Source organism: Acidimicrobiales bacterium (assembly GCA_036399815.1).
GTDB lineage: Bacteria > Actinomycetota > Acidimicrobiia > Acidimicrobiales > DASWMK01 > DASWMK01.
In genome coordinates, this window is sequence record DASWMK010000027.1 from 1 (window position 1) to 26,383 (window position 26,383).

General features: G+C 72.4%; 34 protein-coding genes and 1 tRNA gene. 1 reads left to right on the forward strand and 34 read right to left on the reverse strand.

Annotated elements, in window-relative coordinates:
• From VGB14_01650 to VGB14_01775, 26 genes are all read right to left on the reverse strand, one after another.
• Positions 1–522, reverse strand: a 522-nt coding sequence (locus VGB14_01650) for a hypothetical protein (GenBank protein HEX9991610.1), incomplete at its 3' end; no start/stop codon positions are given.
• Between the two features lie 230 nt (positions 523–752).
• A complete protein-coding gene (locus tag VGB14_01655; GenBank protein HEX9991611.1) occupies positions 753–935 on the reverse strand; it encodes a hypothetical protein in 183 nt (60 codons plus the stop codon).
• A gap of 168 nt (positions 936–1,103) precedes the next feature.
• Positions 1,104–1,646, reverse strand: coding sequence for a hypothetical protein (locus tag VGB14_01660; GenBank protein HEX9991612.1), 543 nt, complete (start codon positions 1,644–1,646; stop codon positions 1,104–1,106).
• Positions 1,643–2,077 carry a hypothetical protein gene (locus VGB14_01665; protein ID HEX9991613.1) on the reverse strand — a complete coding sequence of 145 codons (435 nt, stop codon included), beginning with the start codon at positions 2,075–2,077 and terminating at the stop codon, positions 1,643–1,645. The genes VGB14_01660 and VGB14_01665 overlap by 4 nt, the downstream gene beginning before the upstream one ends.
• Entirely contained in the window at positions 2,077–2,724 is a 648-nt protein-coding gene (locus tag VGB14_01670; protein HEX9991614.1) for a hypothetical protein, read from the reverse strand. Before VGB14_01670 ends, VGB14_01665 begins: the two co-directional genes overlap by 1 nt.
• Complete coding sequence (locus VGB14_01675) at positions 2,724–3,200, reverse strand: WhiB family transcriptional regulator (GenBank protein HEX9991615.1); 477 nt, start codon at positions 3,198–3,200, stop codon at positions 2,724–2,726. Before VGB14_01675 ends, VGB14_01670 begins: the two co-directional genes overlap by 1 nt.
• Positions 3,201–3,271: 71 nt before the next feature.
• Positions 3,272–4,516: a DnaB-like helicase N-terminal domain-containing protein gene (locus VGB14_01680; protein HEX9991616.1), complete on the reverse strand. Its 1,245-nt coding sequence runs from the start codon at positions 4,514–4,516 to the stop codon at positions 3,272–3,274.
• Complete coding sequence (locus tag VGB14_01685) at positions 4,513–5,259, reverse strand: hypothetical protein (protein HEX9991617.1); 747 nt, start codon at positions 5,257–5,259, stop codon at positions 4,513–4,515. The genes VGB14_01680 and VGB14_01685 overlap by 4 nt, the downstream gene beginning before the upstream one ends.
• 53 nt (positions 5,260–5,312) lie before the next feature.
• The gene (locus VGB14_01690) at positions 5,313–6,989 is read right to left on the reverse strand and encodes a DNA methyltransferase (GenBank protein HEX9991618.1); all 1,677 of its coding nucleotides are present in this window, start codon (positions 6,987–6,989) and stop codon (positions 5,313–5,315) included.
• On the reverse strand, positions 6,986–7,354 hold the full coding sequence (locus tag VGB14_01695; protein ID HEX9991619.1) for a WhiB family transcriptional regulator: 369 nt from the start codon (positions 7,352–7,354) through the stop codon (positions 6,986–6,988). Before VGB14_01695 ends, VGB14_01690 begins: the two co-directional genes overlap by 4 nt.
• The gene (locus tag VGB14_01700) at positions 7,351–7,593 is read right to left on the reverse strand and encodes a hypothetical protein (protein ID HEX9991620.1); all 243 of its coding nucleotides are present in this window, start codon (positions 7,591–7,593) and stop codon (positions 7,351–7,353) included. Before VGB14_01700 ends, VGB14_01695 begins: the two co-directional genes overlap by 4 nt.
• Positions 7,590–7,955 carry a hypothetical protein gene (locus tag VGB14_01705; protein ID HEX9991621.1) on the reverse strand — a complete coding sequence of 122 codons (366 nt, stop codon included), beginning with the start codon at positions 7,953–7,955 and terminating at the stop codon, positions 7,590–7,592. The genes VGB14_01700 and VGB14_01705 overlap by 4 nt, the downstream gene beginning before the upstream one ends.
• Positions 7,952–8,935 (reverse strand): DNA polymerase III subunit beta, encoded by a 984-nt coding sequence (locus tag VGB14_01710; GenBank protein HEX9991622.1) that lies wholly within the window; start codon positions 8,933–8,935, stop codon positions 7,952–7,954. The genes VGB14_01705 and VGB14_01710 overlap by 4 nt, the downstream gene beginning before the upstream one ends.
• 89 nt (positions 8,936–9,024) lie before the next feature.
• Positions 9,025–10,233, reverse strand: a complete 1,209-nt coding sequence (locus VGB14_01715; protein ID HEX9991623.1) for a hypothetical protein — start codon at positions 10,231–10,233, stop codon at positions 9,025–9,027.
• Positions 10,233–10,427 (reverse strand): hypothetical protein, encoded by a 195-nt coding sequence (locus tag VGB14_01720; GenBank protein HEX9991624.1) that lies wholly within the window; start codon positions 10,425–10,427, stop codon positions 10,233–10,235. Before VGB14_01720 ends, VGB14_01715 begins: the two co-directional genes overlap by 1 nt.
• Complete coding sequence (locus tag VGB14_01725; GenBank protein HEX9991625.1) at positions 10,424–11,368, reverse strand: hypothetical protein; 945 nt, start codon at positions 11,366–11,368, stop codon at positions 10,424–10,426. Before VGB14_01725 ends, VGB14_01720 begins: the two co-directional genes overlap by 4 nt.
• A gap of 386 nt (positions 11,369–11,754) precedes the next feature.
• The gene (locus VGB14_01730; protein HEX9991626.1) at positions 11,755–12,183 is read right to left on the reverse strand and encodes a hypothetical protein; all 429 of its coding nucleotides are present in this window, start codon (positions 12,181–12,183) and stop codon (positions 11,755–11,757) included.
• Positions 12,171–12,311, reverse strand: coding sequence for a hypothetical protein (locus VGB14_01735; GenBank protein HEX9991627.1), 141 nt, complete (start codon positions 12,309–12,311; stop codon positions 12,171–12,173). Before VGB14_01735 ends, VGB14_01730 begins: the two co-directional genes overlap by 13 nt.
• Positions 12,308–13,138: a hypothetical protein gene (locus VGB14_01740; GenBank protein ID HEX9991628.1), complete on the reverse strand. Its 831-nt coding sequence runs from the start codon at positions 13,136–13,138 to the stop codon at positions 12,308–12,310. The genes VGB14_01735 and VGB14_01740 overlap by 4 nt, the downstream gene beginning before the upstream one ends.
• Positions 13,135–13,581, reverse strand: a complete 447-nt coding sequence (locus tag VGB14_01745; protein HEX9991629.1) for a hypothetical protein — start codon at positions 13,579–13,581, stop codon at positions 13,135–13,137. Before VGB14_01745 ends, VGB14_01740 begins: the two co-directional genes overlap by 4 nt.
• Positions 13,582–13,969: 388 nt before the next feature.
• Positions 13,970–14,242 carry a hypothetical protein gene (locus VGB14_01750; GenBank protein HEX9991630.1) on the reverse strand — a complete coding sequence of 91 codons (273 nt, stop codon included), beginning with the start codon at positions 14,240–14,242 and terminating at the stop codon, positions 13,970–13,972.
• The gene (locus tag VGB14_01755) at positions 14,242–14,610 is read right to left on the reverse strand and encodes a hypothetical protein (protein HEX9991631.1); all 369 of its coding nucleotides are present in this window, start codon (positions 14,608–14,610) and stop codon (positions 14,242–14,244) included. The genes VGB14_01750 and VGB14_01755 overlap by 1 nt, the downstream gene beginning before the upstream one ends.
• Positions 14,607–15,137, reverse strand: coding sequence for a hypothetical protein (locus VGB14_01760; GenBank protein HEX9991632.1), 531 nt, complete (start codon positions 15,135–15,137; stop codon positions 14,607–14,609). Before VGB14_01760 ends, VGB14_01755 begins: the two co-directional genes overlap by 4 nt.
• Before the next feature lie 109 nt (positions 15,138–15,246).
• Positions 15,247–15,531, reverse strand: coding sequence for a helix-turn-helix domain-containing protein (locus VGB14_01765; protein ID HEX9991633.1), 285 nt, complete (start codon positions 15,529–15,531; stop codon positions 15,247–15,249).
• The gene (locus VGB14_01770) at positions 15,528–15,809 is read right to left on the reverse strand and encodes a helix-turn-helix transcriptional regulator (protein HEX9991634.1); all 282 of its coding nucleotides are present in this window, start codon (positions 15,807–15,809) and stop codon (positions 15,528–15,530) included. The genes VGB14_01765 and VGB14_01770 overlap by 4 nt, the downstream gene beginning before the upstream one ends.
• Positions 15,810–16,142: 333 nt before the next feature.
• The gene (locus tag VGB14_01775; GenBank protein HEX9991635.1) at positions 16,143–16,664 is read right to left on the reverse strand and encodes a hypothetical protein; all 522 of its coding nucleotides are present in this window, start codon (positions 16,662–16,664) and stop codon (positions 16,143–16,145) included.
• Positions 16,665–16,861: 197 nt separating this feature from the next.
• Between VGB14_01775 and VGB14_01780 the strand changes: the two genes are divergently transcribed.
• A complete protein-coding gene (locus VGB14_01780) occupies positions 16,862–17,173 on the forward strand; it encodes a hypothetical protein (GenBank protein ID HEX9991636.1) in 312 nt (103 codons plus the stop codon).
• Here VGB14_01780 and VGB14_01785 read toward each other — a convergent pair.
• From VGB14_01785 to VGB14_01820, 8 genes are all read right to left on the reverse strand, one after another.
• Positions 17,170–18,309, reverse strand: coding sequence for a site-specific integrase (locus VGB14_01785; protein HEX9991637.1), 1,140 nt, complete (start codon positions 18,307–18,309; stop codon positions 17,170–17,172). The two genes, VGB14_01780 and VGB14_01785, sit on opposite strands and share 4 nt — an antisense overlap.
• 77 nt (positions 18,310–18,386) lie before the next feature.
• Positions 18,387–18,462 (reverse strand) — tRNA-Glu (locus VGB14_01790).
• Between the two features lie 23 nt (positions 18,463–18,485).
• Positions 18,486–19,445: an SUMF1/EgtB/PvdO family nonheme iron enzyme gene (locus VGB14_01795; GenBank protein ID HEX9991638.1), complete on the reverse strand. Its 960-nt coding sequence runs from the start codon at positions 19,443–19,445 to the stop codon at positions 18,486–18,488.
• Positions 19,442–20,086, reverse strand: a complete 645-nt coding sequence (gene ribA / locus VGB14_01800; protein ID HEX9991639.1) for a GTP cyclohydrolase II — start codon at positions 20,084–20,086, stop codon at positions 19,442–19,444. Before ribA ends, VGB14_01795 begins: the two co-directional genes overlap by 4 nt.
• Before the next feature lie 26 nt (positions 20,087–20,112).
• Entirely contained in the window at positions 20,113–21,948 is a 1,836-nt protein-coding gene (locus VGB14_01805; protein HEX9991640.1) for a WD40 repeat domain-containing protein, read from the reverse strand.
• Positions 21,948–23,195 (reverse strand): MFS transporter, encoded by a 1,248-nt coding sequence (locus VGB14_01810; GenBank protein ID HEX9991641.1) that lies wholly within the window; start codon positions 23,193–23,195, stop codon positions 21,948–21,950. Before VGB14_01810 ends, VGB14_01805 begins: the two co-directional genes overlap by 1 nt.
• A gap of 2 nt (positions 23,196–23,197) precedes the next feature.
• Positions 23,198–25,000, reverse strand: coding sequence for a hypothetical protein (locus VGB14_01815; protein HEX9991642.1), 1,803 nt, complete (start codon positions 24,998–25,000; stop codon positions 23,198–23,200).
• Positions 25,001–25,278: 278 nt separating this feature from the next.
• A complete protein-coding gene (locus tag VGB14_01820) occupies positions 25,279–26,085 on the reverse strand; it encodes a flavin reductase family protein (GenBank protein HEX9991643.1) in 807 nt (268 codons plus the stop codon).
• Positions 26,086–26,383 lie beyond the last annotated feature (298 nt).

Here is a 26,383-nt window from a genome sequence, read left to right on the forward strand (position 1 = left end):
CAGCACCGCCTCGACCTTCGCCACCAACTCCGCCGGAGCCGACCACGGGGCCGCCTGCTGGCCCCTCCACGGAACTGGCTCAGGCAGGGGACGCACGTCCTCCAAGAGCCAGGCGAAGCGGCCCTCGGAGTAGTCGCCGAACGAGCGCTGGTCGGCGATGTCGGTGCGCCGCCAGTCCGGCCGACCGGTGGTCGGGTTCTCCGTCTCGCTCGGCCCCTCCCACAGCCACAGCCGACCGTCGGCGGTGGGGGCGATGTGCCGCTGCCACGCTACGGGGAGACGCGTCGCGCTGTCGTAGATCGGTACTACGTCGGCCAGGGTGGCGACAGCCACCACCGCACCGAGAGGGAGGTACACGGAAGTGCCCTGCTCATCGGCGCTGCTGCCGAGCGTCGGGTCCCACCTCCGGCCGTATGGTCCCTCCGGCGGGTAGAACAACGTCGGCGTCAGCGCCCGCCTCGGGATGCGGCGGCCCTGCGGTTGCGGCCCCTGGTAGGCGGGGTCGGTGATCGTGTCGATCACCAGCCACCTGCGGCCCTCGTCGGGATCGGGACGGCGGGTTCGCGGCAGCGGCGGTAGGTGCATGAGCGGAGGCCGACGGACGCTGGCGTGAATCAACAGCGGCCCCCGGTAGTCGGTGCCCCTCGGCCGCGTCTCGACCGTCTTCGCTCCCACGGCGACCAGCGAGGCCCATGGCTGATACAGGGTGAGCGCGCGGGCGCCTGTTAGGCCAGACGCTGCGAGACGGGCGGTCACGACGCCCCTCGACGGGACAAGCTCATCACGGCCCCGGTCATCGGGTGCAGCACCGGCCGCTCCCACTCGCCGTATAAGCACAGCACCGCCACGTCGCGCCCAGAGAACGGGCACGGCGGGTAGATGCAGGGCATCAGCTCCAGCCTGGTCGGGTGCTTGTTGACCTTCGCGTCGAGCACGCAGCCTGCGCCGTGACACTGGGGGCAGGCAGACGGAACTGGGATCGCCGCCGCGGCACCGACGGGGCACGTAGCCTCAGTCATGTCGGACCCTCCTTCGTAGGGTTCGGCCAGGCCGGGGGAGGCGGCAACCTCGCCCCGGCCACCTCATCGTACCCCACCCGGTGATCACGACGCCTCCTGTCGCCGGCCGCTCCGGAAACCGGGCTGTCCGGGCCTACGGCGGCCCCACCGGGCCTCAGGCGGCGGACCTCGCCGGGCGAGGCGTGCGGCCGTCCTCGCGGCCCGCCGGAGCGCAGGGAACAGGTCGCGGGCCTCCACCGTCTGACGGTCGCCGCCCCGCTGCACCCACACGACCAGCGCCGGACCCCGCTCCGACACGTACTCGACCACCACCGGGCCGTCCGCGTGGCGGGCGACGAAGGAGACGAGACCCTGCTGGCCGGCGTCTTCGTCGTCCGGCCAGGACACCCGGTTCGACCTGACGACCTCCACCTTCGCCCCGTACGTTCGGAGCAGCTCGGCCCGCTCCTTCGCTGCCGTCTGATCCAAGTAGCGGCGGCCGACCGGCCATCGGAAGGGGAGCACCTCCACCGAGCCGTCGGCCAACTCCAAGCGGTCCGGCGTCCAACCGGGAGGCTCCCAGCCGGGCGCGTCGCTCCCCTCCGGGTAGACGACGTCCAACCGGTACACGTATGTCGGGCGGGTCACGCTGCCCTCGCCGCCCGCCCGGCGGCGACCCTCGCCCGGTGCCGCTCAACGCCGGCCAGCACGGCGTCGGTGACGACAAGCAGCCGGCAGCGGCGACACTCGTTCGGCCCGAACCCTCCGGGAGCGAACGACCACGACGGCGACGGGTCAGGCTCGATGCAGACGCAGGTCACCGTCGGCGACTCGACGGCGAACCCTTTGAGCGGATCGCCGTACTCGACGAACCGTCGGTGATGACTTCGGCAGTACCCCAGGCTGTAGTGAGGCTCTAGGCATCCGGCAACAGCGCAACACCGCTTCGGCCGTTCGTAGAGCGGGTCGCCGTACCTCCTCCACCGCTGATAGTGCTTCGAGCACAGACCGCGGGCGTTGACCGGACGGAAGCAGCCGTCAACCGTGCAGGCCCGCTCGAGGAACCCGGCGCCGGGCATCACGCCGCCTTCACCGGCGAACCGTCGTCCACGACCTCGACACCCAGCTTCGCCGCCACACCCACCGTCTCGAACCACTGACGCAGCCCGTCCACCGCCTTGCGCGCCGCCGTCGTCAACATGTCGAAATGCTCGCCGTCCGCCTCGATCGTCACCCACACCTTCGCCCGCGGCACCACATCAGGGCGCGGAGCAGCGCTATGCCCATCTCCCGGGGTCTCACCACGCTCATGCTCTTTCCGCTGCTGGCGGAGAGCGTGCCCTGACAAGTTCTCAGCGCGTGCCCGCTCCAACCACCACGAGCGCGTGGCCGGGTCGTCGACGCTTGCGACGACTTGGTGATGGTAGAAGGAAAGATCTGTTATGCGCATAACAGGGTCGTACTTCTCAGCGACCCATTCAGCGACTCGGCACGTGTCAACGGCAAGGCCCGTAACCTCGGCCGCCTGGTGGTAGCGGTCGGGCCAACGCTGCTTCCCGTATAGGCACCAGTCGCCGACCCACCACATCGCCGCTGTCGCCATCAAGCGCAGCGGTCGCCCGACCGCCTCCCATTCGTCGAAGGAGAGGTCGTCCGGAAGAACGAGTTGCACGGCTGTCCTCGTGCCGGGTAGATCGAACGACCGGGCGAGTTGAACGATGTCCATCAGGCAGCGACCTCCACCGTGTAGACGACCTTCCGCTTCGGCGGCGCCGAACGGTCCCTGCGAACCGACTCGTCCGCCGCCCGCTCCTGGCCCGCCCAAGTGCACGGAAAGCACCGGCAGCCCTTCGCGTACGTCGCAGCGATCCCGTGCGTCGCGCCCGGCCCATTCACATCACGTGCCGGCGCGGCCTCGCCGTCCAGCCGGGCGAAGTGCTCGGCCACCGCCTCCTCCAACCGGCCCGCCGCCCTCGCCCGGCGAAGCAGCCGACGATCCGGCTCGGCCGCCCCACCCCAGATGCCGTGCTGCTCATTCCGAGCGACCGCGTCGAGCAGGCACCGCTCGCGCACCGGGCAGGCCCGGCACACCGCCTTCGCCTCCCGGCCGTGGCCCTTCTCGTCCGGATACCACAGCGATGTCGGCTGACCCGAGCACGCCGAGAAGTCCCGCCACGACGGGCGCACCCACACGTCGGTCACGCCGGCCACCTCCTGTCCGATTCGCGTATCCGCAGCGCCGCTCGGAACGTCTGTACGTCGATGGTCCACCGTCACGCCGCCCTCCCCCCCGACGACAGGGCGACACCATGCATCCACGGCCACGCCTGGCCGGCGCCCCGAGCCAACGTCAACGGCCAGCCGGGGCGCTCCTCGCGGGCCCCCCGCCACTCGGCCAGATCCCAGCGGGCCACCTGCCCGTTCTCCCAGCGCGGCTCGATGCAGAACCCGAGCGTCGGCCACTGCTCCCACACCGTCGCCCCATACGGGCGCATCGTCCGCGCCACCCCCCCCGAAGCGTGCGGCCGGTGAGCCTCCACCAGCAGCGTGAACCCGTACCGGGTGCGGAGCCGGTCGAAGAACAGAGCCACCTCCGTCGACGGGACACTCTCGGTCAGGTCGGCGCCGACCACCTTGTACAGCGACCCGACCGTCACCAATTCCGGCCGGTTCGCGGCGACCCGCTCCTCCAGCCAGCGCCGGTCGGCACGCGACGACGCGAGACGCAGACCGCCCTCCCGGGACAGGACAACCAGGTTCGACGGATTCAACCGGTCCATGCACCGGTCGACCAGCGGGCGGAGACGGCGACGCAACTGCCCCGGCGAGTTCTCGGCGTCGACGATCATGCACCGCACCGGCGGGCATTCGGTCTTCAACGTGAACGGCACGATCCCCGCCGCCGCCTGCACCGCCACCTGGCGGAGCAGCGTCGACTTCCCCTCGCCCGGCGTGCCGGTGAGGATCATCCGGTCGGCGACCCGCTCCAACAGCCCGGGGACCAGCCAGTCGACATGACCGTCGTCCTCGGCGAGGAACGCCTCCACGTCGGGCCCGGGAGGGGCGGCGCCCATTGGGGCGACCAGCTCGTCGGCCATCCGGCGGATGCGGTCGACGACTTCGGCGGCGTCGGCGCCCGGGTCGTAGCAGGCTTCGGCGATCTCCCCGGCCAGGTGGATGCCGGCCCGCAGGGTGGCGGCGTCGGCGACGAGGGCGGCGTAGCGGGCGACGTTCGAAGTCGACGGGCACGCCGCCTGCAGTCGGACGAGCGCCGCCGCGCCGCCGACGCGCTCGAGGTTCCCGGTGCGGCGGAGTTCGTCGGCGACGGTGACCGAGTCGACCGGTTCGCCGCGGCCCCAGACGGCGACGAGCGCGTCCCAGACGGCGCCGTGGCCGGTCGCGTGGAAGTCGGTGGTGGTGATCTGCGCGGCGGCGGTCTCGACGGCGGCGCGGGACAGCAGGCAGGCGCCGAGCAGCGACTCCTCGGCTTCGACGTTGGCCGGGACGCGGCGGCTCATGCGCTTCTCACCCTCCCGGTGACCGGGTTGACGGCCTCGGGACGGTGCCCGTGGCCGTTGCGGCGGCCCAGGTCGCGGTGGGCTTTGCGCAGCCAGTTCCGCCAGGCGGCCTCCCAGTCCTTCACCCGCCGGTCCTGTGCTCTGGCGTGGTCGATGAACGAGGCGGTCTGGTCGTCGACGTCGACGGTCGGGGTCTCGGCGGCGGCCCACAGCCGCATTCGGTCGGTGACGACGAACGGTTCCGGGACGCGGGTCAGGGATCGGCGCTCTCTGGAGGCCGGCTTGCCGGCCGACCCGTCCCCACTGGGGGGGACCACAGGGGGGGTATTACCTGGGGAGGCAGCCTTCCCGTTCGCCGACGGTGGACGTTCCGTCATCCCTGACGAATCGTCACCCGTCGTGATCAGGAGGTTTGCGGCTCCCCCCTGACGTTCCGTCACCCCTGACGAATCGTCACCCCTGACGTTCCGTCCGGCCTTCCGAGGGGTGGACGCCACAAGGACGTGGGGGGACCGCGGCCGCTTCGGCGACCCCCCCTCCTCGGCCACTTCCAACCAGCCGCGCCGCACCAGCGACGCCACATGGTCACGCACCCGCCGCTCCGACAGGCCGACCAGCTCGGCCAGCGCGCCGGCCGCCACCTCCACCTGGCCGGCCTCGTCCATCAGCCCGCTCAGCACGACCGCCACCCAGCGGTCCAGCGCCGGGCCGGTCGCGGCGACATCGGCCCGCCACGCCTCCACGGACGGGCGCCGGCCACTCACACCACCTCGCGATCACGGAGGCCCGCCACGCTCTAGGCCACCTCGCCTTCCTCAGAAGAAGCAGGAAAACCCACGTCGAGGAACAGGCCGAGCCGCTGGCGGGCGAGGTCAGCGTTCCGGGCGTCGATGTCGATCCCGACGGCGTCGCGTCCCCGGTCGACGGCCACCCGAAGAGTGGTGCCGGTCCCGGCGAACGGGTCGAGCACGACGCCGGGCCGCCAACCGTGGCGGGCGTGCCGGCCGTCGGGACAGCCTCGGTACATCGCCGCTAAGCAACGCCACTCCCCGGCGGCCGCCGAGGCGGCCTCGTCGGCCGCGGCGCGGAGGCGGACAGCGTCGGCATCGCCACGGCGTTCGGCCTTCGTTGCCTCAGCGGCAGCCCGCCTGGCCGCCTTGTCAGCGGCGTTGCAGCCCCGCAGCTGGCCGCGCCAGTCGTTGTCGCCCCACAGCTCGTCGTCCATGCCGGGGCAGCCGCACGACGACCAGCCGACGGTCGTGCGGTCGTACTCCCAGCCAACCTCGGGCACGTCCTCACTGAACCCGGAGCGCGGGTTGGCGGCGGCGGTGTTCTTGCGACGGGTGCCGTTGTCGGCATCGGCGATCCGCTTGGCGTTGACCAGCCGCCTGCTCGGCTCGCCGCAGGTGCGGCACACTCGCCGTGGGCACATCTCCTCCACCATCGGAGCGACCAGCTCCGGCGGCCAGACGGCGTAGTGGGCGCCCGTGTACCCGCCGGGCGACAGGTCGTAGCCGTCGATCGGGTCGATGATCCCGGCGCGCTCGAGGGCGAGGCGGAGGTCGCGGGGGGTGGTCCGGTCGGTGGCCAACTGGGCGCGGAGCACCTCGTCCACCGGGTGCTGCCAATCCAGCGGCGGGGCGCCGGCGGAGTAATCCATCGGCGCTACGGGGTGGTCCTGCCACCCGGCGCCGTGTACGTCAGCTGCCTTGCTCGGCCGTCGGGGGTAGCGGTTTCCGGGTCCCGTTGTGAGCGGCCGTCGTACGGCGTCGAGGTCGTGCCACCGGCGCTGCGACCGGCACGCCACCGTCACGTACGACGTGGCCGGCCGCACCTTGTCCCTGAGCGCGCCGACCGGCGGGTTCGGCCGCACCCACGGCCGCAGGTTCCTGACCCGCCAATGGCCAGCGGGAGACGGCTCCCCGGTGAGCAGGTTCCGGCCGTAGGCGAGCGACCAGGCGAACAGGGTGGGGAGGCCGGTCAGCGACTTGGCCAACGGCCAGCCGACGCCGCCACCGGTCTGCGTGTTGGCCCCGGAGAACGTCGTGTCGCGCATCCCGTCCGGGTTGCCGCGGCCGTCCTTGTAGCGGTTCTTCGCCCGCCAGTGGGCGGCGTTCGACTCGCGCATGGAGGCGGCCGACCCGGCGAACTGCTGCTGACCCTCCCGCATACCGCCCGGCAGGTAGTCGCCGCCGCCGCCGCCGGACCCGGCATACGTGTCGCCGATCTCCCAACAGATCGACCCGTGCGGCGCGAGCACCCGGCCGACCTCGGCGACGACGGCGAGCTGCCCGTCCAGCCACTCGGCCGGCGTCGCCTCCGACCCCAGCTCCTTCGCCTTGTCGGGATGGTCGGGCGGCAGGTACGAGCGCAGGGCGAGGAACGGTGGGCTCGTGCAGACGAGGTCGACGGAAGCGTCGGGGAGGGAGCGGAGGCCGTCGAACACGTCGGCGACGATGAACGTGGCCTTCATGCCGCCTTCCTGGTCCGCTCACGACGGATGCGGGCACGCTCCTTCGACGTCGTCCCGCCGAACACCCCACAGCGGTCGAGAGGGGCCGCCAGGGCGTCCTCGAGGCAGCGTTCTCGCACCGGGCAACGCGCGCAGATCGCCTTCGCGGCTCGCAGCGCCGACGTGTCGCCACGGGTCGGGAAGAACAAATCGGTGTCCTCGCCGGCGCAGGCGGCGTCGTCCCACCACGACGGCCGTGCGAACAGCACGTCGGCGAACTCGGCGCGATCCGGCTCCCAGAGGGGCATCCGCTGACGGACGCGCATGGGTGGCGTCGGTTCGAGGAGGTCGTCGACGGGGTCCGGGAACAGCCGGTCGAGGCTCACCGGAGCACCTCGGGCAGCCGGTCGGCCGGGGTGAGCGGCCGGGGCTGGGGGCCGACGCGTCGGCGCCCGCGGCGACGGACGGTGATCCGGCTGTTGGAGGCGACATGATGCCGGTATTCGGCTTCGGCGAACCGGCGGCGGCGCTTGTTGCGGCCACGCCAGCCGCAGGCACATGACGGCGCCCAGCGGTGGCGGTGCACCTCGCCCCGGTCGGTGAGGAGGAGCGTGTGGGCGCTCACGGCGCGACCTCGGGGGGCGGGTCGCCCGGTGTCCGCGACATGATCCCGATGCGCACCGCCCACGCCGGGTCGGCGTTCTTCGCCTGGTTCAGACGCTGGCACATCGCCCAGCAGTTGTCGTCTACCAGCCGGCCGCCCTTCCAGACGCCGACGGGGACGAAGTGGTCGACCTCCAACGGGCCGGCGCACGGCACCTCGGGCGCGTAACCGAGCCGGTGGGCGCGGCAGCGGCGGCCGTCGCGTTCCAGCACCCGACGGCGCAACGCCAGGTACTCGTCGTCCTCCCGCTCACGTCTGGCCGACACCTTGCGCATCGGCTTCGACGGGGCGGAAAGCGTGGAGTTCCACGCCCGGCGGCTCACGTCGGCACCCGGGTCGGCATGACCAGCGCGGTGAACCGGCCGGAGGCGATCACGATCGGCTTGTGCGTGTCCGCCGTCTCCAACGTCACCTCGTCGTCGGCGGCCGCCTCAACAGCGTCGGCGAGCAGCCGGGTCTGGACGTGGAGCGGGCCGGGCAGCGACCCCGACGCCGGGACGACAGCGGTCGCCTCACCCACATCGGCGCCGGTGGCCGACACGACGAGCTCGTCGGCGCCGTCGTCGACGGTGAGCGTGACCACCGGTCCCCGTTCCTTCGTCGCCTCCGTCGCGCCGACCGGGGTGACCATGTCGATCGCGTCGAGCAGCGAGCGGGCGAGGACGGTCAACCGATGTGGGCGGCTCTGCGGTACCAGCACCTCCCACCGGTCGTGCACCGGGTCGCCGTCGATGAGCGACAGGCGCCATGTGGTGGTCCCGTCGTCGATCGACGCTGCCAGAAGGTGCTGACGGACCGTCGCCCCCCGCTCCGAGTCGACGTGGCGGAGGACGAGACCGAGGGCGGACGCCGGCACCAGCGAGTCCATGCCGAGATCGGGGACGCCGACATGGTGCAGCCGGTAGGAGTCGGTGGCGGCGACGAAGTCGGCGGCGAAACGGACCACGGTCAGGTTCGGCCGTTGCGCGTCGGTCGACGCCGCCATCGCCACCCGGCGCACGGCGTCCCACTCGGAGGTGAGTGGCCTGCCGGCGCCTTCGATCGGCTGGCGGACCGGCCACACATCCGGGTCGGCGCAGCGGAGCCGCAGGTTCGACGTGGGCGCCTCCACCGTCAGCATCCCGTCGGCGTCCTCGAGGATCACCGCACCGTCGCCGACGGCCGACGAGAACCGTTCCAACAGGCCGACGGAGACGACGACGGAGCCGGTCTCCTCGGTGGACGCTGCGACGGTGGTGCGGATGTCGAGGTCGTGGTCGTCGCAGCGGAGGTGCAGGCCGGCTCCGTCGGCGGTGACGAGCACCAGCCCGCCGGTGCCGCCGTGCTTCGTCTTCGACCCCGGGAGGACACGCCGGAGGGCGGATGTGAGTCCGGAGGCTTCGACCTTGGCTCTCATGCGGCCCGCCTGTCGCCGCCGTCCCACATGGCGTAGGCGACACTGCGACGCTGGCGCTTGATCTTCGCCCGCTTGAGTCCGTCGATGACAGACGCGCAGGTGGTCCGGCGACGGAAGATGTCGAGCGCCTGTTCGTGGAACCGAGGATCGGGGATTCGAATCACCTCGGTCGGCTCATCGTTGTCGCGGAACACGAGCATCAAGGCTCCATCCGAGGCGACGTAGGACACCATGTGGTCGCGGTAGTGGTCGGCCATCAGGTCGTCTCCTCTTCGAGCGAGGCCAGCAGGGCGGCACACAGGCGAGAGCGTGCGCATCCCGGCCCGCTGGGCCGCTTCCAGCACCCGCTCCGGGGCCACGTCGTCCACGATCACGGCGTCGATCACCTCGTCGTCGCGGCGGCGACCGGAGGCGTCGTGGGTGATCGGCCAGCCAACCGGCTCGTCGTCCTCTGCCCACTCCTCAGGGGAGGCGGGAGCGGCAGCGAGTGCCGGCACCGGAGGCTCCACCGCAGCGACGGGGAGCGCGCCGAGCGCGGCGTGGCCGGCGGCGATCTCGTCCGGCGAATCCGCGAGCCGGATCACCGGGATCGTGAACGGTTTCCGGTCCTGCGTGCGGCGGCGCTTCTCGATCGCGAGCACCGCACGGGTCAGCCCACGCTCCTGCAACCCCCGCACCAGCTCCACCATGCCGGGAAGCTCCTGGGCGACGATCCACGACGTGGCCGACTCGTAGCGCCACACCCCGGCGAAGCGAACGTCGGGGAGGATCACCGACAGCCGGGTGTGCGGCGAGCACTCCATCGCCCCCTTCGCCGAGCAGATGCAGTCCACCTCCGCAAGTTCCGTTCCGTCCGGGCCGGCCGTCGGCACCTGGCACTTCACGCCGTCGCAGCGCCGCTGGCAGCCGCCACCGGACCACTGCTCGTAGATCGGCGTCCCACCGAGAGGGTCAGGCGGGAGGACGACGTTCAGTTCGGCGGCGGTGGTGATGACCTCCCACTGGCCGTCCGACCCCTCCCACGGACGAGGCTCCCCGCCGTAGACGGCGGCGATCTGGCGGATCGCTTCCTCGTCGCGAGAGGTGGCCCGCCACGTGGGGATTGCCTTCATGGCCCGCTGCGTGCGAACCCCGGTGCGGAGACGGCCGGCTTCGGGGAGGCGGCGCTGTAGCTGGGTGAGCGGGACCGGCAGACGGGAGGCCATCAGAACGGCTCCTCGGCGTCACGTACCTTGTCGTAGGCGGACGAGTCGGCGTTGAGCGCAGCCGCTATCGCGGTGGCTCGAAGCCCGTCTTCGCAGGTGCAGATGTCGCCAGCGACGCTGTTCCGACAGTCGAGCACGACCCAGACCACATCGGTGCGCCTACTACCGATCCGAGCAGCGATGAACCGCTTCATGCCGCCTGCCCTCCCGTGACCTCAACGATGGGGATGCGGCCCGGCCGGGTCGTCGCGCACAGCGACCGGAACGCGCAATACCCGCACGCCCACCACGTCCCCGCGTCCACCACGGACCCATCGCGGCGCAACTCCCACCGGCCGTCACCCGCCGACGCCACCGGATCAACAACCTCATGACCTACCGGCAGCGACGGGTCAGCGAACCGGCGGGCCGCCAGCATCCCGTCGTCCACCAGCCGGAGGATGCTCGTCATCCGCGACCGCTCCCGCTCCGCCAGCGGCTCGAACTCGTCGCGCGTGAACGTCCACTCCGCCGCGAACCGGGCGGCTCCTTGCAGCTTCCTCCGCTGCGCGGCGTTGATGCTGATCGCCTCGGTCGCGAGGTAGCCGATCACCAGCTCGTCGGCGTCCAACGCGACAGCGTTCAGCGCGCCCTGCAGCAGGTGGTCGTGCGACGGGCCCTCGGGGGCGCCCCGCTCCCCCACCTTCATCTTGAACGCATATCCGCCGACCGTCTTCAACTCGTAGGCGATGCGGCGGCCGTCCACGACGAGGAGGGCGTCGGCGTGGCCGGAGGCGTCGAGGCCGTCGACCCGCAGCTTCACCTCCACCTGAGCGTCCGGGTAGCGGCGCTGCAACGCGGCCTGCCAGTGCTCGTGCAGCAGGGTGCCGAGGGACGTGACCCACACGCCGGGCAGGTCCATCGGGTCCGAGGCGGGGAGGCCGGCGGCCTTGTAGGAGAGCATGCGGGCGCATTTGCCGGCGTCGGAGTGGCGGAGCCGGGTGTCGTACGCGGTGGGCTTGTCGCCGTCGTCCGTGTTGCGCTGCGCCCACTCCTCAACGAGCAGGTGCACGAAGCGTGGATGCTCGTCGGGCGGGCAGCCGCCGTCGTTGCGATCGGCCTTCGGGAGGGCGGAGTGATCAGCGAGCAGCGCCACGGCGCACCTCCTCGTCGCAGGCGGCGATCACGTCCGCCTTGGAATCGAAGACGAGCGCGGTCACCGACCGACGCTCCTGCGGGCGCGATACACACGGGCGTCGCCGTAGTTGACGGCGTTGATGAGCAGGATCAGCACATAGAAGACCGCTCCCCGCCGCGGTCTCCGACTGGTACACCAGGTGACCGTTCAGAGCGACGACCGCCAGCCAGAGCAGCGGCCAGTTGAGCGCCTCACCGGGCGCCCTCACCAGTCCCACCCCTCGTCGTCCAGCACGTACTCGAAGTCGTGTTCCGTCGCGAGGAGGTCGTGGTGTTCCTGGCGAGCCGCTTCGGCTTCGTCGCGGTCGGTCCACACCGGGGCATCCCAAGGAGCATCCGAGGGGATCACGACGCGGCCTCCAAGGCGAAGCTTCGCTTCGGATGCTCGCGGAGCATCTTCCCGGCGACCTCCCACGAGAGGTCTTCCAGCAAGAGCCACATAGCGGTTTCCGCTGCGTAGTCGTCCGGATGGGGGTCGAAGATCTGCTCGCCATCGACACGGGTCCACTCGGCGACCTCGTGCAGCAGCGTCCCGACTTGCATGGCGATCGCCCCCCGCAACGGGTCACGGCGCGCTCGCCACGCCAGACCCAGGCGCATCTCGTTCACCTGGACGCCGTTGTCGTACGCGTCGGGAAGGTCGGGTCCGTACTGCGTGACTGCCTCGGAGTCGGCGTCCCACTTCTGGCCGGGCATGGCAGTGACACGCGAGAGCGCCGCACTGAGGCGATCCGCCTCGTGTTCGGACAGCCATCGTGTTCTCACGACAGCCATCTCCGCCGGTCGTTCAGCGGACGGGGACCGAACCCGATCCGGTTCGGCCGGTGACGCGCCACGTCCTCGTAGACGCCGCGCAGCGTCCACCCCGCAGCGAGGCTGACGACGAACAGGACGGCGATCACGACGCCACCGCCTCAAGACCGACCGGCTCACCATCCTCGTCGCACTCCCACACCGGGCCCGCCACCGCCGGCGCCTTCACCTTGTCGTCGAGCAGCACCATGTCGGCGACCCGCACCGGGCAGGCCACGAAGTGGGCCGGCTCCCCGCCGAAGTACGGGCGGGCCATGAACGGCCGGGGCGAGAAGTGGAGGCCGAACCCGCACACCGGGGTCGGCTTCCAGTCCGGCGCCGACGGGGTCGCCCCCGGCTCGTAGGTGACCTCGAGCGCCTTGTGGGAGCCCCGCCAGTCGGCACCGACCGCCTTGAACAGCACCGCGACGCCGTCGTCGACGTCGACCCCGTAGTAGGAGCACCACTCCTCGGCCGTCTCCGGCGTGCGGATCGGGATCACGACGCCGCCCGTGACGGTCACGTCCGGGCCGTGGTCCTGGACGGCGACGCACCTCGAGGCCTGGACCGTCGCCGAGTCGAAGGCCCGGACCGTCGCCGAGCCGTAGGCCCGGACCGTGGCCGAGTCGAAGGCCCGGACCGTCGCCGAGCCGGAGGCCTCGACCGTGGCCGAGTCGGAGGCCCGGACCGTCGCCGAGCCGTAGGCCCGGACCGTGGCCGAGTCGAAGGCCCGGACCGTCGCCGAGCCGGAGGCCTGGACCGTCGCCGAGCCGGAGGCCCGGACCGTCGCCGAGCCGTAGGCCCGGACCGTCGCCGAGCCGTAGGCCCGGACCGTCGCCGAGCCGGAGGCCTGGAAGAACCCTGAGCGCACCACGGCGACGTCGCCGGCGGCGACGGCCTCGAGGTCCGCTTGGGTGGTGCACTCGACGAGGCTCACGCGGGCACCGCCTCGGCGGCGGCCGGCTCGACCTCGGCGGGGGACGGGCGGGGCAGGGCGACTCGCACCATGTGGTCCGGGTCGCCGTAGGCGACGACCGCCCCGTCGTCGTCGAGGGCTTCGATCCGGTCGGGGGTGTCGTGCTGCACGGTCGCGACCGGCAGGCGGGAGTCGGCGGTGCCGATGATCACGTCGCCCGGCACGAGGTCGTCGAGGGCGACGTACACGAACGGGTCGGCGGGGATGTCGACGGGGAGGTCGTCGAGCAGCGCCGTCAGCTTCGATCGGAGCGTGTCGGGCGAGCCGTAGAGCTGCATGTGGGGGCCGAGGTGCAGGACCCACGAGTCGAGGCAGCCGGGGTAGAGCGGCGTGGCGTGGACCTGGTGTTCCGGGTAGAGGTGCAGGTGGGCGTAGGGGATGGGGGGGGACGGGGCGGTCGGCATGTACGGTTGCTCCTGTGCTCCGGCTGTCAGCCAGCCGGGGTGCTGGCCGGCCCGGTGGTGTGAGCACCGTGGCCGGCCGTTGACGTTGTGGGACGGTCCAAGCCACGACCCGGGCGGGTGGAAGGGCGGGCGGGTTGGTGTGGCGCGGCGGCGACCGCTCGGACTGGACCGTCCGTGGTCGGCATCGGCAGGTGGGGGGAGGGAGCCGTCGCGGACGGCTGGCCCGCCGGTGCCGCCGACGCACGATCCACCGAGGAGAACGACGGGCAGCCACACTTCCAGCAGGTGCCGTCGTCGGTCAGATGGTCGTAGCCGCGGTGACCGCAGCCGCAGCGGTCACCATCGGCCAGGAGGACAGGCGAGAAGACGAGCGGGGCGTCGGTGTACATCAGGCCTCCCGGACTCGGTACAGCGGCTCGTCCTCGTCAGCGGTCGTGTGGCGGTAGCCGGTCCGCTCGACCCGGTCGGCGGGGATGATGTGGCCGGCGTCTACGGCCCGCTGGAACAGACCCCGGATCAGCGCACGCTCCGAGAACGACCCCGCCGAGGCGCCGAGCGCGGCGACGACCGCACGATCCAGGCAGTCGCCCTCCACCCCGACAGGCCGGTCAACGCGTTCGCCGAACGCCGACGGGAACAGAAGCTCCGGACGGTGCGGCATCACTGCTCCCGCTTCCGGGCGACGACCATGACGCCGGACTCGTGGGCGATGGGGGCGAGATGGTGGACCGGCCGGAACGTCACCCACGGGCTGTGAGCTGGGCAGCCTTGGTCTTCGCAGCCGGAGTGGAGGATTTCGTAGGAGCCGTCGAGCGGGAGCGCGTCCAGCGCCTTGAGCCGATCAGCGGGGATCAGGTGGCCGGCTTCTATGGCGGCTTCGATGGCGACGCGAACCTCGTCCAGTACGCCGGGTCGCTCGTCGTCGTCCTTGCCGTCCCACATGGCGTAGGCGGCATGGAAGCCGACGATGATCGCTTCGTTCAGGCTCGCGTTCGCAGCCGCCTGCTCGTCGGTCTTAGGCGCGCTCACGCCGGGATTCCCGCGAACGGGTCGGCCTCCGCCGGCCTCGGCTCGTGCTGCCGCCGGTGGCCCTCGGCAACCTGCTCCGCCGTCGCCCGGTCCAATGTCGCGACCGGCACCGAGAACTGGCAGTCCGGGCAGCGGGCCTCGAAGTTCGACCGGGCACCCTCCGCCCGAGTGACCACATACGCGTCGTGAGCGGTGCCGGTAGCGAGGCGCTTCGCCTTCTCGGTCACGTACCACCGCTCGCCGTCGAAACAAGCGAGGCCCCTCCACGCAAGCGAATGTGCGGCGCCCCCCTGGTGACTGCAGATCGCGTGACCGGCCGGGGTCGACCGCCTAGAGCCGGAAGGACAGTCGCACCTGAGCACGAGGAGGTCGTTGACCGTCCTCCACGGGATCACCGTGCGCCACACACCGGGCTGTGACTCCGACGGGACGCCGATCGACCCGTCGGGATTGATCCGGCAGCGGCGCCCGAGCTCCACGTGGCGGGCTTCGGCGTCGATCGTCCGGGCGATGTCGTCTCGGCTCACGCTGCGTCCTCCGGTTCCGGGGTGGGCGGGACGGGCCGCTCACGGCGCCGGCCCCGGTACTCGTCCAGGACGATCACCTTCCGCTCCGGTAGGGGCACGACCGCGGCGATCACGCGGCCCTCACCGGACGGGACGCCATCGCCGACTCCACCAGTCCCTCCACCGCCCGACGCGGGATCAGCACCCGATCCGTGTGCGGCAACCGCGGAAGGCGACCGTCGTTCACCATGTCGCGGATCGTCTGCTCCCCCAGCCCGAGCACATGGGCCGCCTCCGCGACCTTGTAGACCAGCGGCTGCGGGGCGGCGACGAGAGCGGCGAGGGACTCCAGCCCGGCCTTGGTGCCGCGCTCGACGGCGTCGGCGATCAGCTGCTCCAGCGACGGGGTGCTCACGCCGCACGCTCCGACGTATCTGACGAGGACCGCGCCGTGTCAGTGGTAGGCGTGGCGGACGGGTCGTCGACGGCACCGGCGAACAGGTCGACGGCGGGGACGCCGATCGCCGCGGCGATCGCGATCAGGACGGGGATCGTCGGCGTCCGGGAGCCGCGCTCCCAGTTCTGCACCGTCTGGACGGCAACGCCCATCCGTTCGGCCAGGACGCGCTGGGTGATCCCGGCTGCGTTGCGGCGCTCCTTGATCCGTCGACCCAACGACACGTTTGGTGTCACGACGTTGTTGTACCACCGTCGTGGTGGTCTCGTCAAACGTCTAGTTGGTCAACGTTTCGACGGCCGCTGCGCCGAGGCCCTACCGTGACCACACACCAACGAAACGTTGGGGTTGGGCGGCGGAGGAGGGGCGTGCGAAGACGGACTCCCTACACCACGGAGCAGGAAGCTGCCTTCCGGGCAGCGCTGACCGACGCGCTCGGCACCGACCCAGCCGAAGCGATCCGAGCGGTCGCCCGAGCGGTCAACTACGACCCTGAGACCGTCCGGCGCTGGCGGAAGGCCGGCGACAACATCCCCGGCCCGTCCGTCGTGTTCAAGATCGAGCAGGCGTTAGGTCTGACGCCAGGGTCGCTGTCGAAGCACCTCGGTTACTACCCGCCGGACGCGACCGTGCGCATGTCCGTTCCCGACGCCGTTGCCGCCGACCCCGCCCTTGACGAGCACGACCGGCGGACTCTGCTCCTCATGTACGACTCGTTCCGGAGCAGTTCCCATCGACGCCGACGCGGCCAATAGCACCCGGCCGCACGCCTCCATCGTGCGTCGCATCGCATCGTCCTCCTGCACCGCCACCCGCATCAGGCGGACCACCTCCAACCAGACGCTGATCTTCCGGCGGTAGAAAGCGATCACGTCGGGATGGATCACCGCTAGCGCGGCGACCTGCCCCAGCAGCGCCTCCCGAGGGTCGGTCGTCTTCTGCCGGTACGCGGCCACGCACTCGGGCGGCGACGCCGCTTGGATCGCTGAGGCCCGGTCCCAGTGATCGATGAAGTAGCGGATCAGTGCCTCGAACTCGTCAAGCGTCGTCTCGGCTTCGATGCGGGCTACCTCGGCTTGTAGGTCGGCCATAGTGCGCTTCAACCTCCCGATGAGCGCGTCGATCTGGTCGGCCGGTAGCCCCCGCGCCCACCACCCGCCCTGTTCCCCCACACCCGGAGAGTGACAAGTGAGTCAACCTCAGAGTGCACGGGTCGTGCAAGAACTCCGACAACTTCGTAACACTGTCGTAGGTATCCAGTCGGCTGCCGGGAGGGTCAGAGCGGACGATGAGCGACGACGAGCACCAGACCACGACCTCACGGACCGTCGGGTGGCGTGGCTGGCTCGCCTTGGCCTGCGTCGTCGGCGTCCTCATCTGGGCCGGCCAGGCGGCCCTCGGGGCGTTCGGCATCATCGAACGCGAGGAACCCGTCTCATCGCAGTCGTGCGACGAGCTGGTCGACACGCTGAACGACACCGTCGCCGACCTCAACAGCGGCGACACGTCAGACCGAGCGCGGGCCCGGCTTCGGTTGACGAGCATCGACCTGCGGGTCGCTGAGCTTGGCGGCTGCCCCGGCTACGACGCGCTGCACTAGCCCTTTCCGTCGACCACGTCGGCGATCCGCTGCGCCGCCACCCGATCCGCCGCCGGCACGAAATGGCCGTACAACGACAGCGCCAACGTCCCCGACTGCCCCAACCGCCCCGCCACCGTGCGCACGTCCACCCCTGCCGCCAGGAGCTGGGTGGCGACGAAATGGCGGAGGTCGTGGAGGCGCACCCCTTCCACCCCGGCCCGGCGGGCGATCCTCGCGAACCGCCGTGAAGTCGAGTCCGGCCGCCACGGCACCGTCCCGTCAGGCGGTGTCGGCGGCGAGAACACGAACCCGTCGACCGCCAGGCGCCTCCCCGCCGCCATGGCACGCTCGGCCATCCGCGTCCGATGCGCCCGCAGCGCGGCGACCGTGTCGGCGTCCAACGCGATCCGGTACGGCCGGTCCGTCTTCGTCGACTTCTCCACCACCACCCCGTCGCCCAACGTCAACGCTCGGGTGAACGTGACGGTGCCGGCGTCGAAGTCGATGTCCGGCCAGCGGAGCGCGCACACCGTCCCCCGTCGCGCCCCCGTCACCGCCGCCACCCGCAGCCAGCACCACAACTCCGGCTGCCCCTCCACCGCAGCCAACAACCGGCCCAGCTCGTCCCGCTCCGGGGGTCGCACCTTCGCCCGCCCCACCTTCGGCGGCTCCGCCAACCCTGCGACGTTCGTGGTCACCAGCCCCCACCGGCGGGCCTGCTCGAGCGCGGCGTGGACGATCTTGTGGGTCTGCCGGACCGTTCCCGGTGAGAGGCCGGCGTCGCGTTGGGCGGCGTAGAGGGCGTCCAGGTGGGCGACCCGCAGCCGGTCGACGCGCAGGTGGCCGATGGCGGGGGTGACGTGGCGGGCGGCGTGGCCGCGCATCTCGACGGCGGTCTTCGGGGACCAGTCCGCCGAGCGCAGGGTGAGCCACCGTTCGATGACCTGGCCGACGGTCGGCGGGGCGGTCGCGGCGAGCTGGCCGGCTTCGACTTCGGCGACGAGCTTCGCCAGCGCCGACTCGGCTTCTCGGCGGCCGGTGCGGGTGTTGGGGGCGCGGACGGTGCGGGTGACGAACCGGCGCTTGTTGTCGATGCCGGGGGCGCTGACCTGTAGCCGCCAGGCCCCGTCCTTCCATCGTAGGGTGCCTCTCACGGCCCCGTAGGATGGAACTCCGGATGGAAACCCGCAAGGGGCGGGTGGCTACCCCAGGCGAAAGTGCTGGTCAGGCGTGGCAGCCCCAACGGGATTCGAACCCGTGTCTCCACCTTGAGAGGGTGGTGTCCTAGGCCTCTAGACGATGGGGCCGTGCGGCCGACCATCATAGGGCCTCACAGGTCCACGGCGACCCGGAAGCCGATGGGGTACAGCGGGCTCGGGAAGGGGCCGTGGCGGCGCCTCGTCCTCGCCAGGTCGCCGTACCGGCTGAAGCTGCCGCCCCTCGTCACCCGGTAGGCGCCGACCTCCTCGACCAGGTCGTCGACGACGGCCGGGCCGCCGGGGTACGGCCCGTACTCGTCGGCCACGTACTCCTCGACGTTGCCGGCCATGTCGAGCAGGCCGAACGGCGACGCGCCGGCCGGGAAGGCGCCGACGGGGGTCGTCGTCCCGACGCCGAGCTCGCGGGTGTTGGCCAGCCCGTCGACCCACTCGTCGCCCCACGGGAACTCCCGCGCGCTGCCCCCGGACGCGGCGTACTCCCACTCGGCCTCGGTCGGCAGGCGGTACGGCCGTCCGGTCGTGCGCCGCAGCCAGGCGAGGTAGGCGTCCACGTCGCCGGTCGACAGGCCGCACACCGGGTGGTTCGAGCGGTCCCACGGGAACGCCCCGAGGTACCAGGTGGACGGCCGGGTCGGGTGCCCGGCGTCGAGCAGGAACGCCAGCCACTGGCCGTTCGTGACCGGGTAGCGGCCGATGGCGAACGGGGCCACGGCCACCTCGTGGACCGGCGTCTCCTTCTCGATCCACGACCGCAGCACGCCGACGTGGGCCCACCGGGCGACGACCGCGTCGACGTCGGCAGGGTCGAGGCCGACGAGCGCCCGCCCGCCGGGGACCGGCACGGTGACGGGCTCGACGGGGACACGGGGGTCGCCCGCGAGGGCGAGCAGCGCGCCGGCCGCCAGCCGGTCGGCGAGCGGCGCCCGGGACTCGACCACGGCGACGAGGTCGGGCGCCGGCGGGGCCCACGACGGGTGCAGGGCGCGGCCGATCCCGGGCAGGACCCCGGCCGGCGGCAGCGGCGCGGTCATCTCCTCGTGCGGCGAGGACACGACCAGATGATCGGTCATCCGGCGACCGCCTCGTCGCCGTCGGCGAACGGCCCGCCCACCCCGTTCAGCAGCGAGATCGTGTGCCCGCCCTGGCGGCTCTTGGCCTGGAGGTACCGCCGGTTCTCCGGGGTCACGTACACGCGGGTGGCGATCGTCTCCACGACGTCGATCCCCGACCGCTCGAGCTGGCGGGCCTTGTCGGGGTTGTTCGACAGCAGCCGGATCGAGGGGATGCCGAGCATGGCGAGCATCTCGGCCGCCACCCGGTAGTCGCGCTCGTCCGACGCGTGCCCGAGGAGCTGGTTCGCCCTGAACGTGTCGTAGCCCTGGTCCTGGAGGACGTAGGCGTCGAGCTTCTCGTACAGCCCGATCCCCCGCCCCTCCTGGCGCAGGTACAGCAGGACGCCGCCCTCGTCGGCGAACCGCTCGACGGCCTCGCTCAGCTGGCGACCGCAGTCGCACCGCGTCGAGCCGAACACGTCGCCGGTGAGGCACTCCGAGTGGAGCCGGACGAGCGGGACGCCGTCGACCGGCCCGAACACGAGCGCGAGGTGCTCGCGCCCGTCGGACAGCCCGTGGAACGTGACGGCCTCGGCCGACACCCTCGTCCCGTCGAGCCGCTCGACCACGATCGGCACCCGCACCCGGACCGAGGCCACGGCCCGCAACCCCGTCGCTTCCACGGCTATCTCCCCTCCAGGAGGTCGTCGACGGCCACCGTCCGGGTGACGGACACCCCGTCCGGCCGGGCCGTGACGACCGCGAGCTCGTGGTCCCACGACCCGACCACGGCGGCCGCCGGCCCGGCCGCGACCGCCGTGCAGGCGGCCTGGCGGAACGTGTGGACGGCGGCGCCGGCCCGGAGCGTCGCCGCCCCCGGCTCGTCGAAGGACCAGGCGTACACGTTGAAGTCGTACGAGCCGGCGACGACGACCGGCGAGGGGCCGGCGGCGACGACGGCGACGCACTTGACCGACTCGTCGGCACCGAGCAGCGCGGTGCGCCCCTCGACGTGCCAGCCCGTGGCGCCGCGCACGACGCGCCCGGCCACGACGGTGTGGTCGCGCGACGCGCTGGCCACCACGTCGCCGTGCGCGGCCACGGCGTTCACGAGGTTCCCGTGCTCCCACAGCACCGTCCGGTCGCGGCACCCGTCGCCGACGGCCACCCGGCCGTCGGTGGCGGCCGACAGCAGGCCGGTCCCGGGCACGAAGGCGAGCGACTTCACCGACCCGTCGTGGGCGGCCCGGCGGTCGACGACGGCGAGGTCCCCCGGCGCCAGCTCGACCAGCTCGCCGCCGTAGGTGCCGGCGACGACCCGGCTGCCGGCGGCGGCGAGGGACGGGACCGGCGCGCCCAGCTGGGCCCGGGCCCGCAGGGTGCCGTCGGCCCCGAGGGCGAGGACCTCGCCGCCGTAGGTCCCCACGTACCGGACGCCGCCGGCGACGGCGAGGGACAGCACCGGGCTGGACGACGGCCGCTCCACCGAGGCGGCGTCGGCGATCGGCGACGGCGCGACGAGCGCGTCGAGGGGAACGGACACGACGGCACCGGAGTCGAGGCCGACGTGGAGCCGGCCGCCGCCGACGGCCAGCGCGTTCGGGCCCTCGGTCGGCGCCGCCGGCTCCACCACGGCCTTGCCGGTGGCCGGGTCGACCACGAACGGGCTCGACCAGAAGCTGCCGGCCAGCACGCCGCCGGGGCCGGCCGCGACCGAGCGGGGCCAGAGGCGCTCGTCGTGGAACGTGTGCAGCACGCGCCCGGCGGTGTCCACGATGCGGACGGTGCCGTCGTAGCCGCCGACGGCCAGGCGCCGGCCGTCGAGCCAGACGACGCTGCGCACGGCCGACGAGCCGACCGTCGCGCACGATCGGGTGGCGAGCGAGCGGTCGACGAGCTCGAGGCGGCCGTCGTCCCTGGCCAGCGCGAGCGCGTCGCCGGCGGGCGACCACGCGCAGCCCTCGACCGAGGCGCCGACGGCCCGGCCCGTCCACGAGCCCGGCCGATCGGGGTCGCCGACGTTGACAACGCCGTCCTCGCCGACGGTGGCGACGAGGCCGTCGCCGCTCACCGCCGTCATCATGCAGTGGCCGCCGTGCCGGGCGACGAAGCCGAGGAACCGCCCGGCGAGGGCGTCCCAGAGGCTGGCCGTGCCGTCCTCGGACACGGCCACGAGGCGCCGGCCGTCGGGCAGCCAGGCCACGGCGTTGACGTCGTCGGTGTGCCGGGCCAGCACGGCCACGAGCTCCACGGCGCCGCCGTCGCCGAGCCGCCACACGGCCGCCGTCTTGTCGGCCGACGCCGTCGCCAGCACGCTCGGGTCGGTCGGGTGCCAGGCCGCCGCGTTGACCAGCCGGCGGTGCCACACCCGGTGCCCCGGCACGAGGCGCCGCCCCTCGAGCCGCCAGGCGATGGCGCTTCCGTCGTAGGAGCAGGTGGCGACCCGGTCGTCCCGGCAGGCCACGTGGGTGATCGGTGCGGCGTGCCCGTCGCCGCGCCCGGGGACGTCGATCGGACGCATCAGGACACCGCCTCCTTCGGCGCGTCGTCGGCCAGGGCGCGCCACGAGGCGGCCAGCCACGCCACCGACACCCCGCCGATGGCGGCGAGCACGACGAAGGTGGCCGACGAGCCGACGAGGTCGCCGAGGACGGAGATGAACAGGGGCGCGAGCAGCTGCGGCACGCCGTGCACCAGCCGCCAGAAGCCGTTGGACCGGCCGATGGCCTCCGCCGGGATCGTCCGGTACACGAGCATCTCGGTGGCGACGGCCAGGGCGCTGTCGACCACGAAGAAGACCACGAAGGCGACGACGACGGCGGGCAGGAACGGCGCCGGCAGCACGAGCAGGCAGGCGACGACGCCGACCAGGCCGACGGCGAGCAGCCGGCGCAGCGGCCACGAGCTCCGCTCGGACACCGCCAGCGAGCCCACCAGCGCGCCGACGTTGGCGGCGAGGAGCACGGCGCTCACGCCGCTCGCCGACATGTCCCACCGGTCGCGCAGGTGGAAGATGACGAGGGTGACGGTGCCCGTGCTCGACACGAAGTCGAACGGCAGCGACAGGACCATCACCCGGAACACCCGGCTCGACCGCCGCAGGATGGCCCAGCCGGCGGCCAGCTCGCGGGCGGGCGAGGACCGGGGCCGGTTCGGGTCGGCCGGCGCCGGGTGGATCCCCATCCGCCAGACCACGATCGGGGCCACGAACGTCAGCAGGTTGAACCAGAGCAGCAGCTCGTAGCCGACCCCGTCGACGAGGGCGGCGGCCAGCCCGGGCCCGATGACGGTGGTGGCCACGTAGCAGCTGCTGAGCGCGCCCCTGGCCCGGCCGGGGTCCTGTGGCCACATGCTCGGGATGCCCGACATCCAGCCCGAGCGGTACATGCCGCCGCCCAGCTGGACCAGGGCGCCGGCGACGAACAGCACGAGGAACGGCGCGCCGAACCAGAAGGCGGCCGCGTTGAGAACGAGCGCGGCCACCATCTGCACGACCAGGCCGGGGACGACGAGCACCCTGGGGCCCCACCGGTCGGCGGCCAGCCCGAAGACCGGCCCGAGCACGAGGGCGACGGGCCCGAGCGCGGCGAGGAGCGACATCAGCTGCAGCGACCCGTTGAGGTCGAACACGAGCAGCGGGAGAGCCACGGCGTAGACGGCGTCGCCGATGTTGTTCGCCACGTTCCCGGCGGCGAACACGCGGAAGCCCGTGTCCCGCCAGGGCGACCACGGGGCCTCGGCCCGGGGGGCGACGGCGACGCCGGCCACGGTCACCTCGTCGCCGCCAGCTCGCCGGCGACGAACCAGCGGTCGTCGGCCGCGGGAGGAGTGGCCGCGGGGAGGTACAGCTCACGGACCTTGCGCGGCACGGGGCCGTCGAGCCAGAAGCAGGTGATCCAGCCACCGCGCCCGCCGACGAGCAGGAACGCCTGCCCGTCGTCGGTCCGCACGCTGGCGGCCGCCTTCGCGTAGTCGGGGGTCGGCTCGATCAGGCCGTGCAGCTCGCCGCTGTCCACGTCGTACACGCCGATCTGGGCGCCGTAGGTCGTCGCGTAGATCGTGCCGTCCACGACCGCGGCGTTCTCGCACGTGTTGTCGAGCAGCTCGTACCACCGGCGGCCGACGCCCGAGCCGTCGACGGCGACCTCCTTCACGCCGCCCTCGCCGGTCACGAGGAGGACGCCGCCCTCGTACCGCATCCGCTTCGGGTACTCGCCGGTCTCGACCCGCCAGGACGGCTCCGCGCTGCCCGGCGGGAAGGCGCAGATGGTGCCGTTGCGGGAGGCGATCACCCGGTCGCCGGCCGGCAGGTACGACGTGGCCCAGATGGCGATGCCGTCGATGCCGAGCTCGTCGACCGTCGAGCCGTCGTCGGCCGCCAGCTCGACGGCGCCGGTCGACGTGGCGACGAGGAGGCGGTCGTCGCCCGGCGAGACCGAGATCGTCTGGGGCAGCCCGTCGAGGCGGCGGCGCCAGCGCACGGCGCCGGACTCGTCGGCCCGGAACACCCAGTGGCCGCGGGTGATCGCCGCGTACGAGCCGTCGGCGAGGGCGACGACCCGGCGGCAGAAGCCCATGCCGTGCCGGTGGTGGGCCTCGACGGTGAGGGGCAGGAGGTGGTGGGGCGCGGTGTCGCCGGCCCGCACGACGGCCACGCCGTCGTCGGTGGCGACGAGCAGGCGGCGGGGGTCGCGCCGGTCGGGCTGGATGTCCCAGGCGCACTGCGGGCGGAAGGCGCCGTCCCGCTTGCGCCGGCCGGAGGGGTCGAGCTTCACGATCGCGCCGTCCTGGGACAGCACGACGAGGTCGCCGGCCGAGGTCACGACCAGGTCGCTCACCTGGTGGCTGAACGGGCCGAGCGACCGGACGATCCGCAGCTCGCGGCGGGAGTTGTCGAACACGTGCACCCGGCCGTCGAAGCCGCCGACGTAGGCCTCCGAGAAGTCCCGGCCGAAGGCCAGGCACTCCACGTCGTCCTGCGTGAACGGCAGCGAGTGCTCCACCGTCCCGTCGGGGAGCAGGGTGACGACGCCGTTGGCGATGTTCTCGAGCTCGCCCTCGCCCGAGTCCTGGGTCACCCAGAAGCGGTCGTGGACGGGGTCGTAGGCGATCCGGTGGAGGTTGGCCCCCTCGTCGATCTTGACCTCGACCGGGAACTCGAGGGTGTCGAGGTCGCCGAGCCACAGCCGGCCGACCTTGTCGGATACGGCGTGGATGCCGGGGCGGTCCACGCAGAACCACTCGAGGTGGGCGGCCGACAGGCCCGGGCCGATGTGCTCGACCCGGAACGTGGCCAGGTCGACCACGGTGAACTGGAGGTAGCCGTTGTTGAAGAAGACCCGGCCGTTCCAGATCCCGAGGCCGCGGTGGATGGTCGGCGACGGCTCCTCGTCCTCGAGCAGGTTCGACTCGTCGCGGAGCATCGCCGCGTCGACGAGGTCGATGGGCTCCAGCGTGTCGAGCGACCACTTCGCGAGGGTCCCGAACTTGTCCTTGGTGACCACCACGTCGTCGGCCAGCGCGATCGCGTAGATGCCGTTGGCGACGGGGACGACGGGCGACGACGCCGCCACCCTCAGGTCGTCGTCGAGACGGTGGATCCGTCCGACATTGTCGCAAACGAGCACGCCGACGTCGTCGCGATAGACCAACCGATTGGCGCGGTTCGGGAGGAGCATGGACCACCTCGTGACGAGTAATTGAAGAAATCGGGCGGGTCGGGCGCCCCGGACATTCCGCCGGGGCGCCCCCCACGGGAGTGCACTACCGCGCGCTGTTCGAGCGCCGACGGACCGGCTTGATCATCGACGTCACCTCCTTTCCGGGTGGGACGGACGGTTCGGGATGGGCCTCAGACGGCGACCTCGGCCGCGACGCGGGCGGCGGTCAGCCGGGCGGTGCCGGCGACGAGCCCGGGCGCGGACACCACGACACGGGCCGGCGGGACGGCGGCGGGGTCGACGTCGGCGGGCAGCTGCGCCTGCGCGAACACGTCCCCGTACTCGTCGAGGGCGACGCGGCCGAGGGACCAGGACCGGCCGTCCTCGGCCACGAGGGCGACGTCGGCCCCGTCGGCGCCGGCGGCCTCGAACGGCCCCGTCGCGCACACGAGCACCTCCGGGCGGTCACCGTCGCCGGCGACCAGCTCCGCGGCGGCCACGATGCGGTCCCGCACGATCGGCTCGCCGAGGTGGTACATGCCGCCGTGCTTGACGAGCGGGGTGCGGCTGGCGTCCTCGTCGACCTCCGCGTGGACGACGGCCCCCACGATCAGGCGGTAGTTGGGCAGCTCCAGCACGTGGCGCACGGTGCACTCGGCCCGCAGGACGCCGCCGGCCACGCACGGCGTGGAGGTGGCGACCGGGGCGACGAGCTCGACCAGTTCGCTGCTCGTCTTGTCCACGTCACGGCCGGACACGCTGCCGACGAAGTCGGCGATCGGTGCCTGGTCGGCGCTGCACAGCGTGACGCCGAACTCGCCGTGCTCGAGCACGAGCTGCTGGGTGAGGTTGTCGTCGTGGACGCACACGGCGATGTGGGGTGGCTCCTTGGCCACGAAGTACGTCCACTCCGCCGCCATCACGTTCACCAGGTCGCCGTGACGGGCCGTCACGAGGCCGACGGTGCTCGTGCTGTGCTTCCACAGGTTGCGATCCACGCGCGCCTCCCCCGGTTCGGGTCGGGCCGGCGCACCGAGCGCGCGCGGGTGGACGAGCAGGCGAGGCGAGGTTCCCCCTGTCCGCAGGCCGTCCGCCATCACGCCACAATCGGCGCGAGCCGAGCCCAGAATTGCGAAGAATGGAGCGACCGAACGTGCGGTTCTTCGTGTCGTTACCGCGTCGAGATTCTGTCGTTGAGCACTCTTACCGCGGGGCCTGCGACGGGTGCAAGGGTGCGGCGCTTCTCGCGGTGTGAAGTTTAAGAGGGGCGCCCGGACGCGACGGTGCCCGCGCCGG

Coding starts and splice junctions, on each gene's coding strand:
- VGB14_01665 (HEX9991613.1), bottom strand. CDS start 2,077: ATGCCCGGCGCCGGGTTCCTCGAGCGGGCCTGCACGGTTGACGGCTGC.
- VGB14_01670 (HEX9991614.1), bottom strand. CDS start 2,724: ATGGACATCGTTCAACTCGCCCGGTCGTTCGATCTACCCGGCACGAGG.
- VGB14_01680 (HEX9991616.1), bottom strand. CDS start 4,516: ATGAGCCGCCGCGTCCCGGCCAACGTCGAAGCCGAGGAGTCGCTGCTC.
- VGB14_01690 (HEX9991618.1), bottom strand. CDS start 6,989: ATGAAGGCCACGTTCATCGTCGCCGACGTGTTCGACGGCCTCCGCTCC.
- VGB14_01715 (HEX9991623.1), bottom strand. CDS start 10,233: ATGGCCTCCCGTCTGCCGGTCCCGCTCACCCAGCTACAGCGCCGCCTC.
- VGB14_01720 (HEX9991624.1), bottom strand. CDS start 10,427: ATGAAGCGGTTCATCGCTGCTCGGATCGGTAGTAGGCGCACCGATGTG.
- VGB14_01730 (HEX9991626.1), bottom strand. CDS start 12,183: ATGGCTGTCGTGAGAACACGATGGCTGTCCGAACACGAGGCGGATCGC.
- VGB14_01745 (HEX9991629.1), bottom strand. CDS start 13,581: ATGCCGACCGCCCCGTCCCCCCCCATCCCCTACGCCCACCTGCACCTC.
- VGB14_01750 (HEX9991630.1), bottom strand. CDS start 14,242: ATGCCGCACCGTCCGGAGCTTCTGTTCCCGTCGGCGTTCGGCGAACGC.
- VGB14_01775 (HEX9991635.1), bottom strand. CDS start 16,664: ATGGCCGACCTACAAGCCGAGGTAGCCCGCATCGAAGCCGAGACGACG.
- VGB14_01780 (HEX9991636.1), top strand. CDS start 16,862: ATGAGCGACGACGAGCACCAGACCACGACCTCACGGACCGTCGGGTGG.
- VGB14_01795 (HEX9991638.1), bottom strand. CDS start 19,445: ATGACCGATCATCTGGTCGTGTCCTCGCCGCACGAGGAGATGACCGCG.
- VGB14_01805 (HEX9991640.1), bottom strand. CDS start 21,948: ATGCGTCCGATCGACGTCCCCGGGCGCGGCGACGGGCACGCCGCACCG.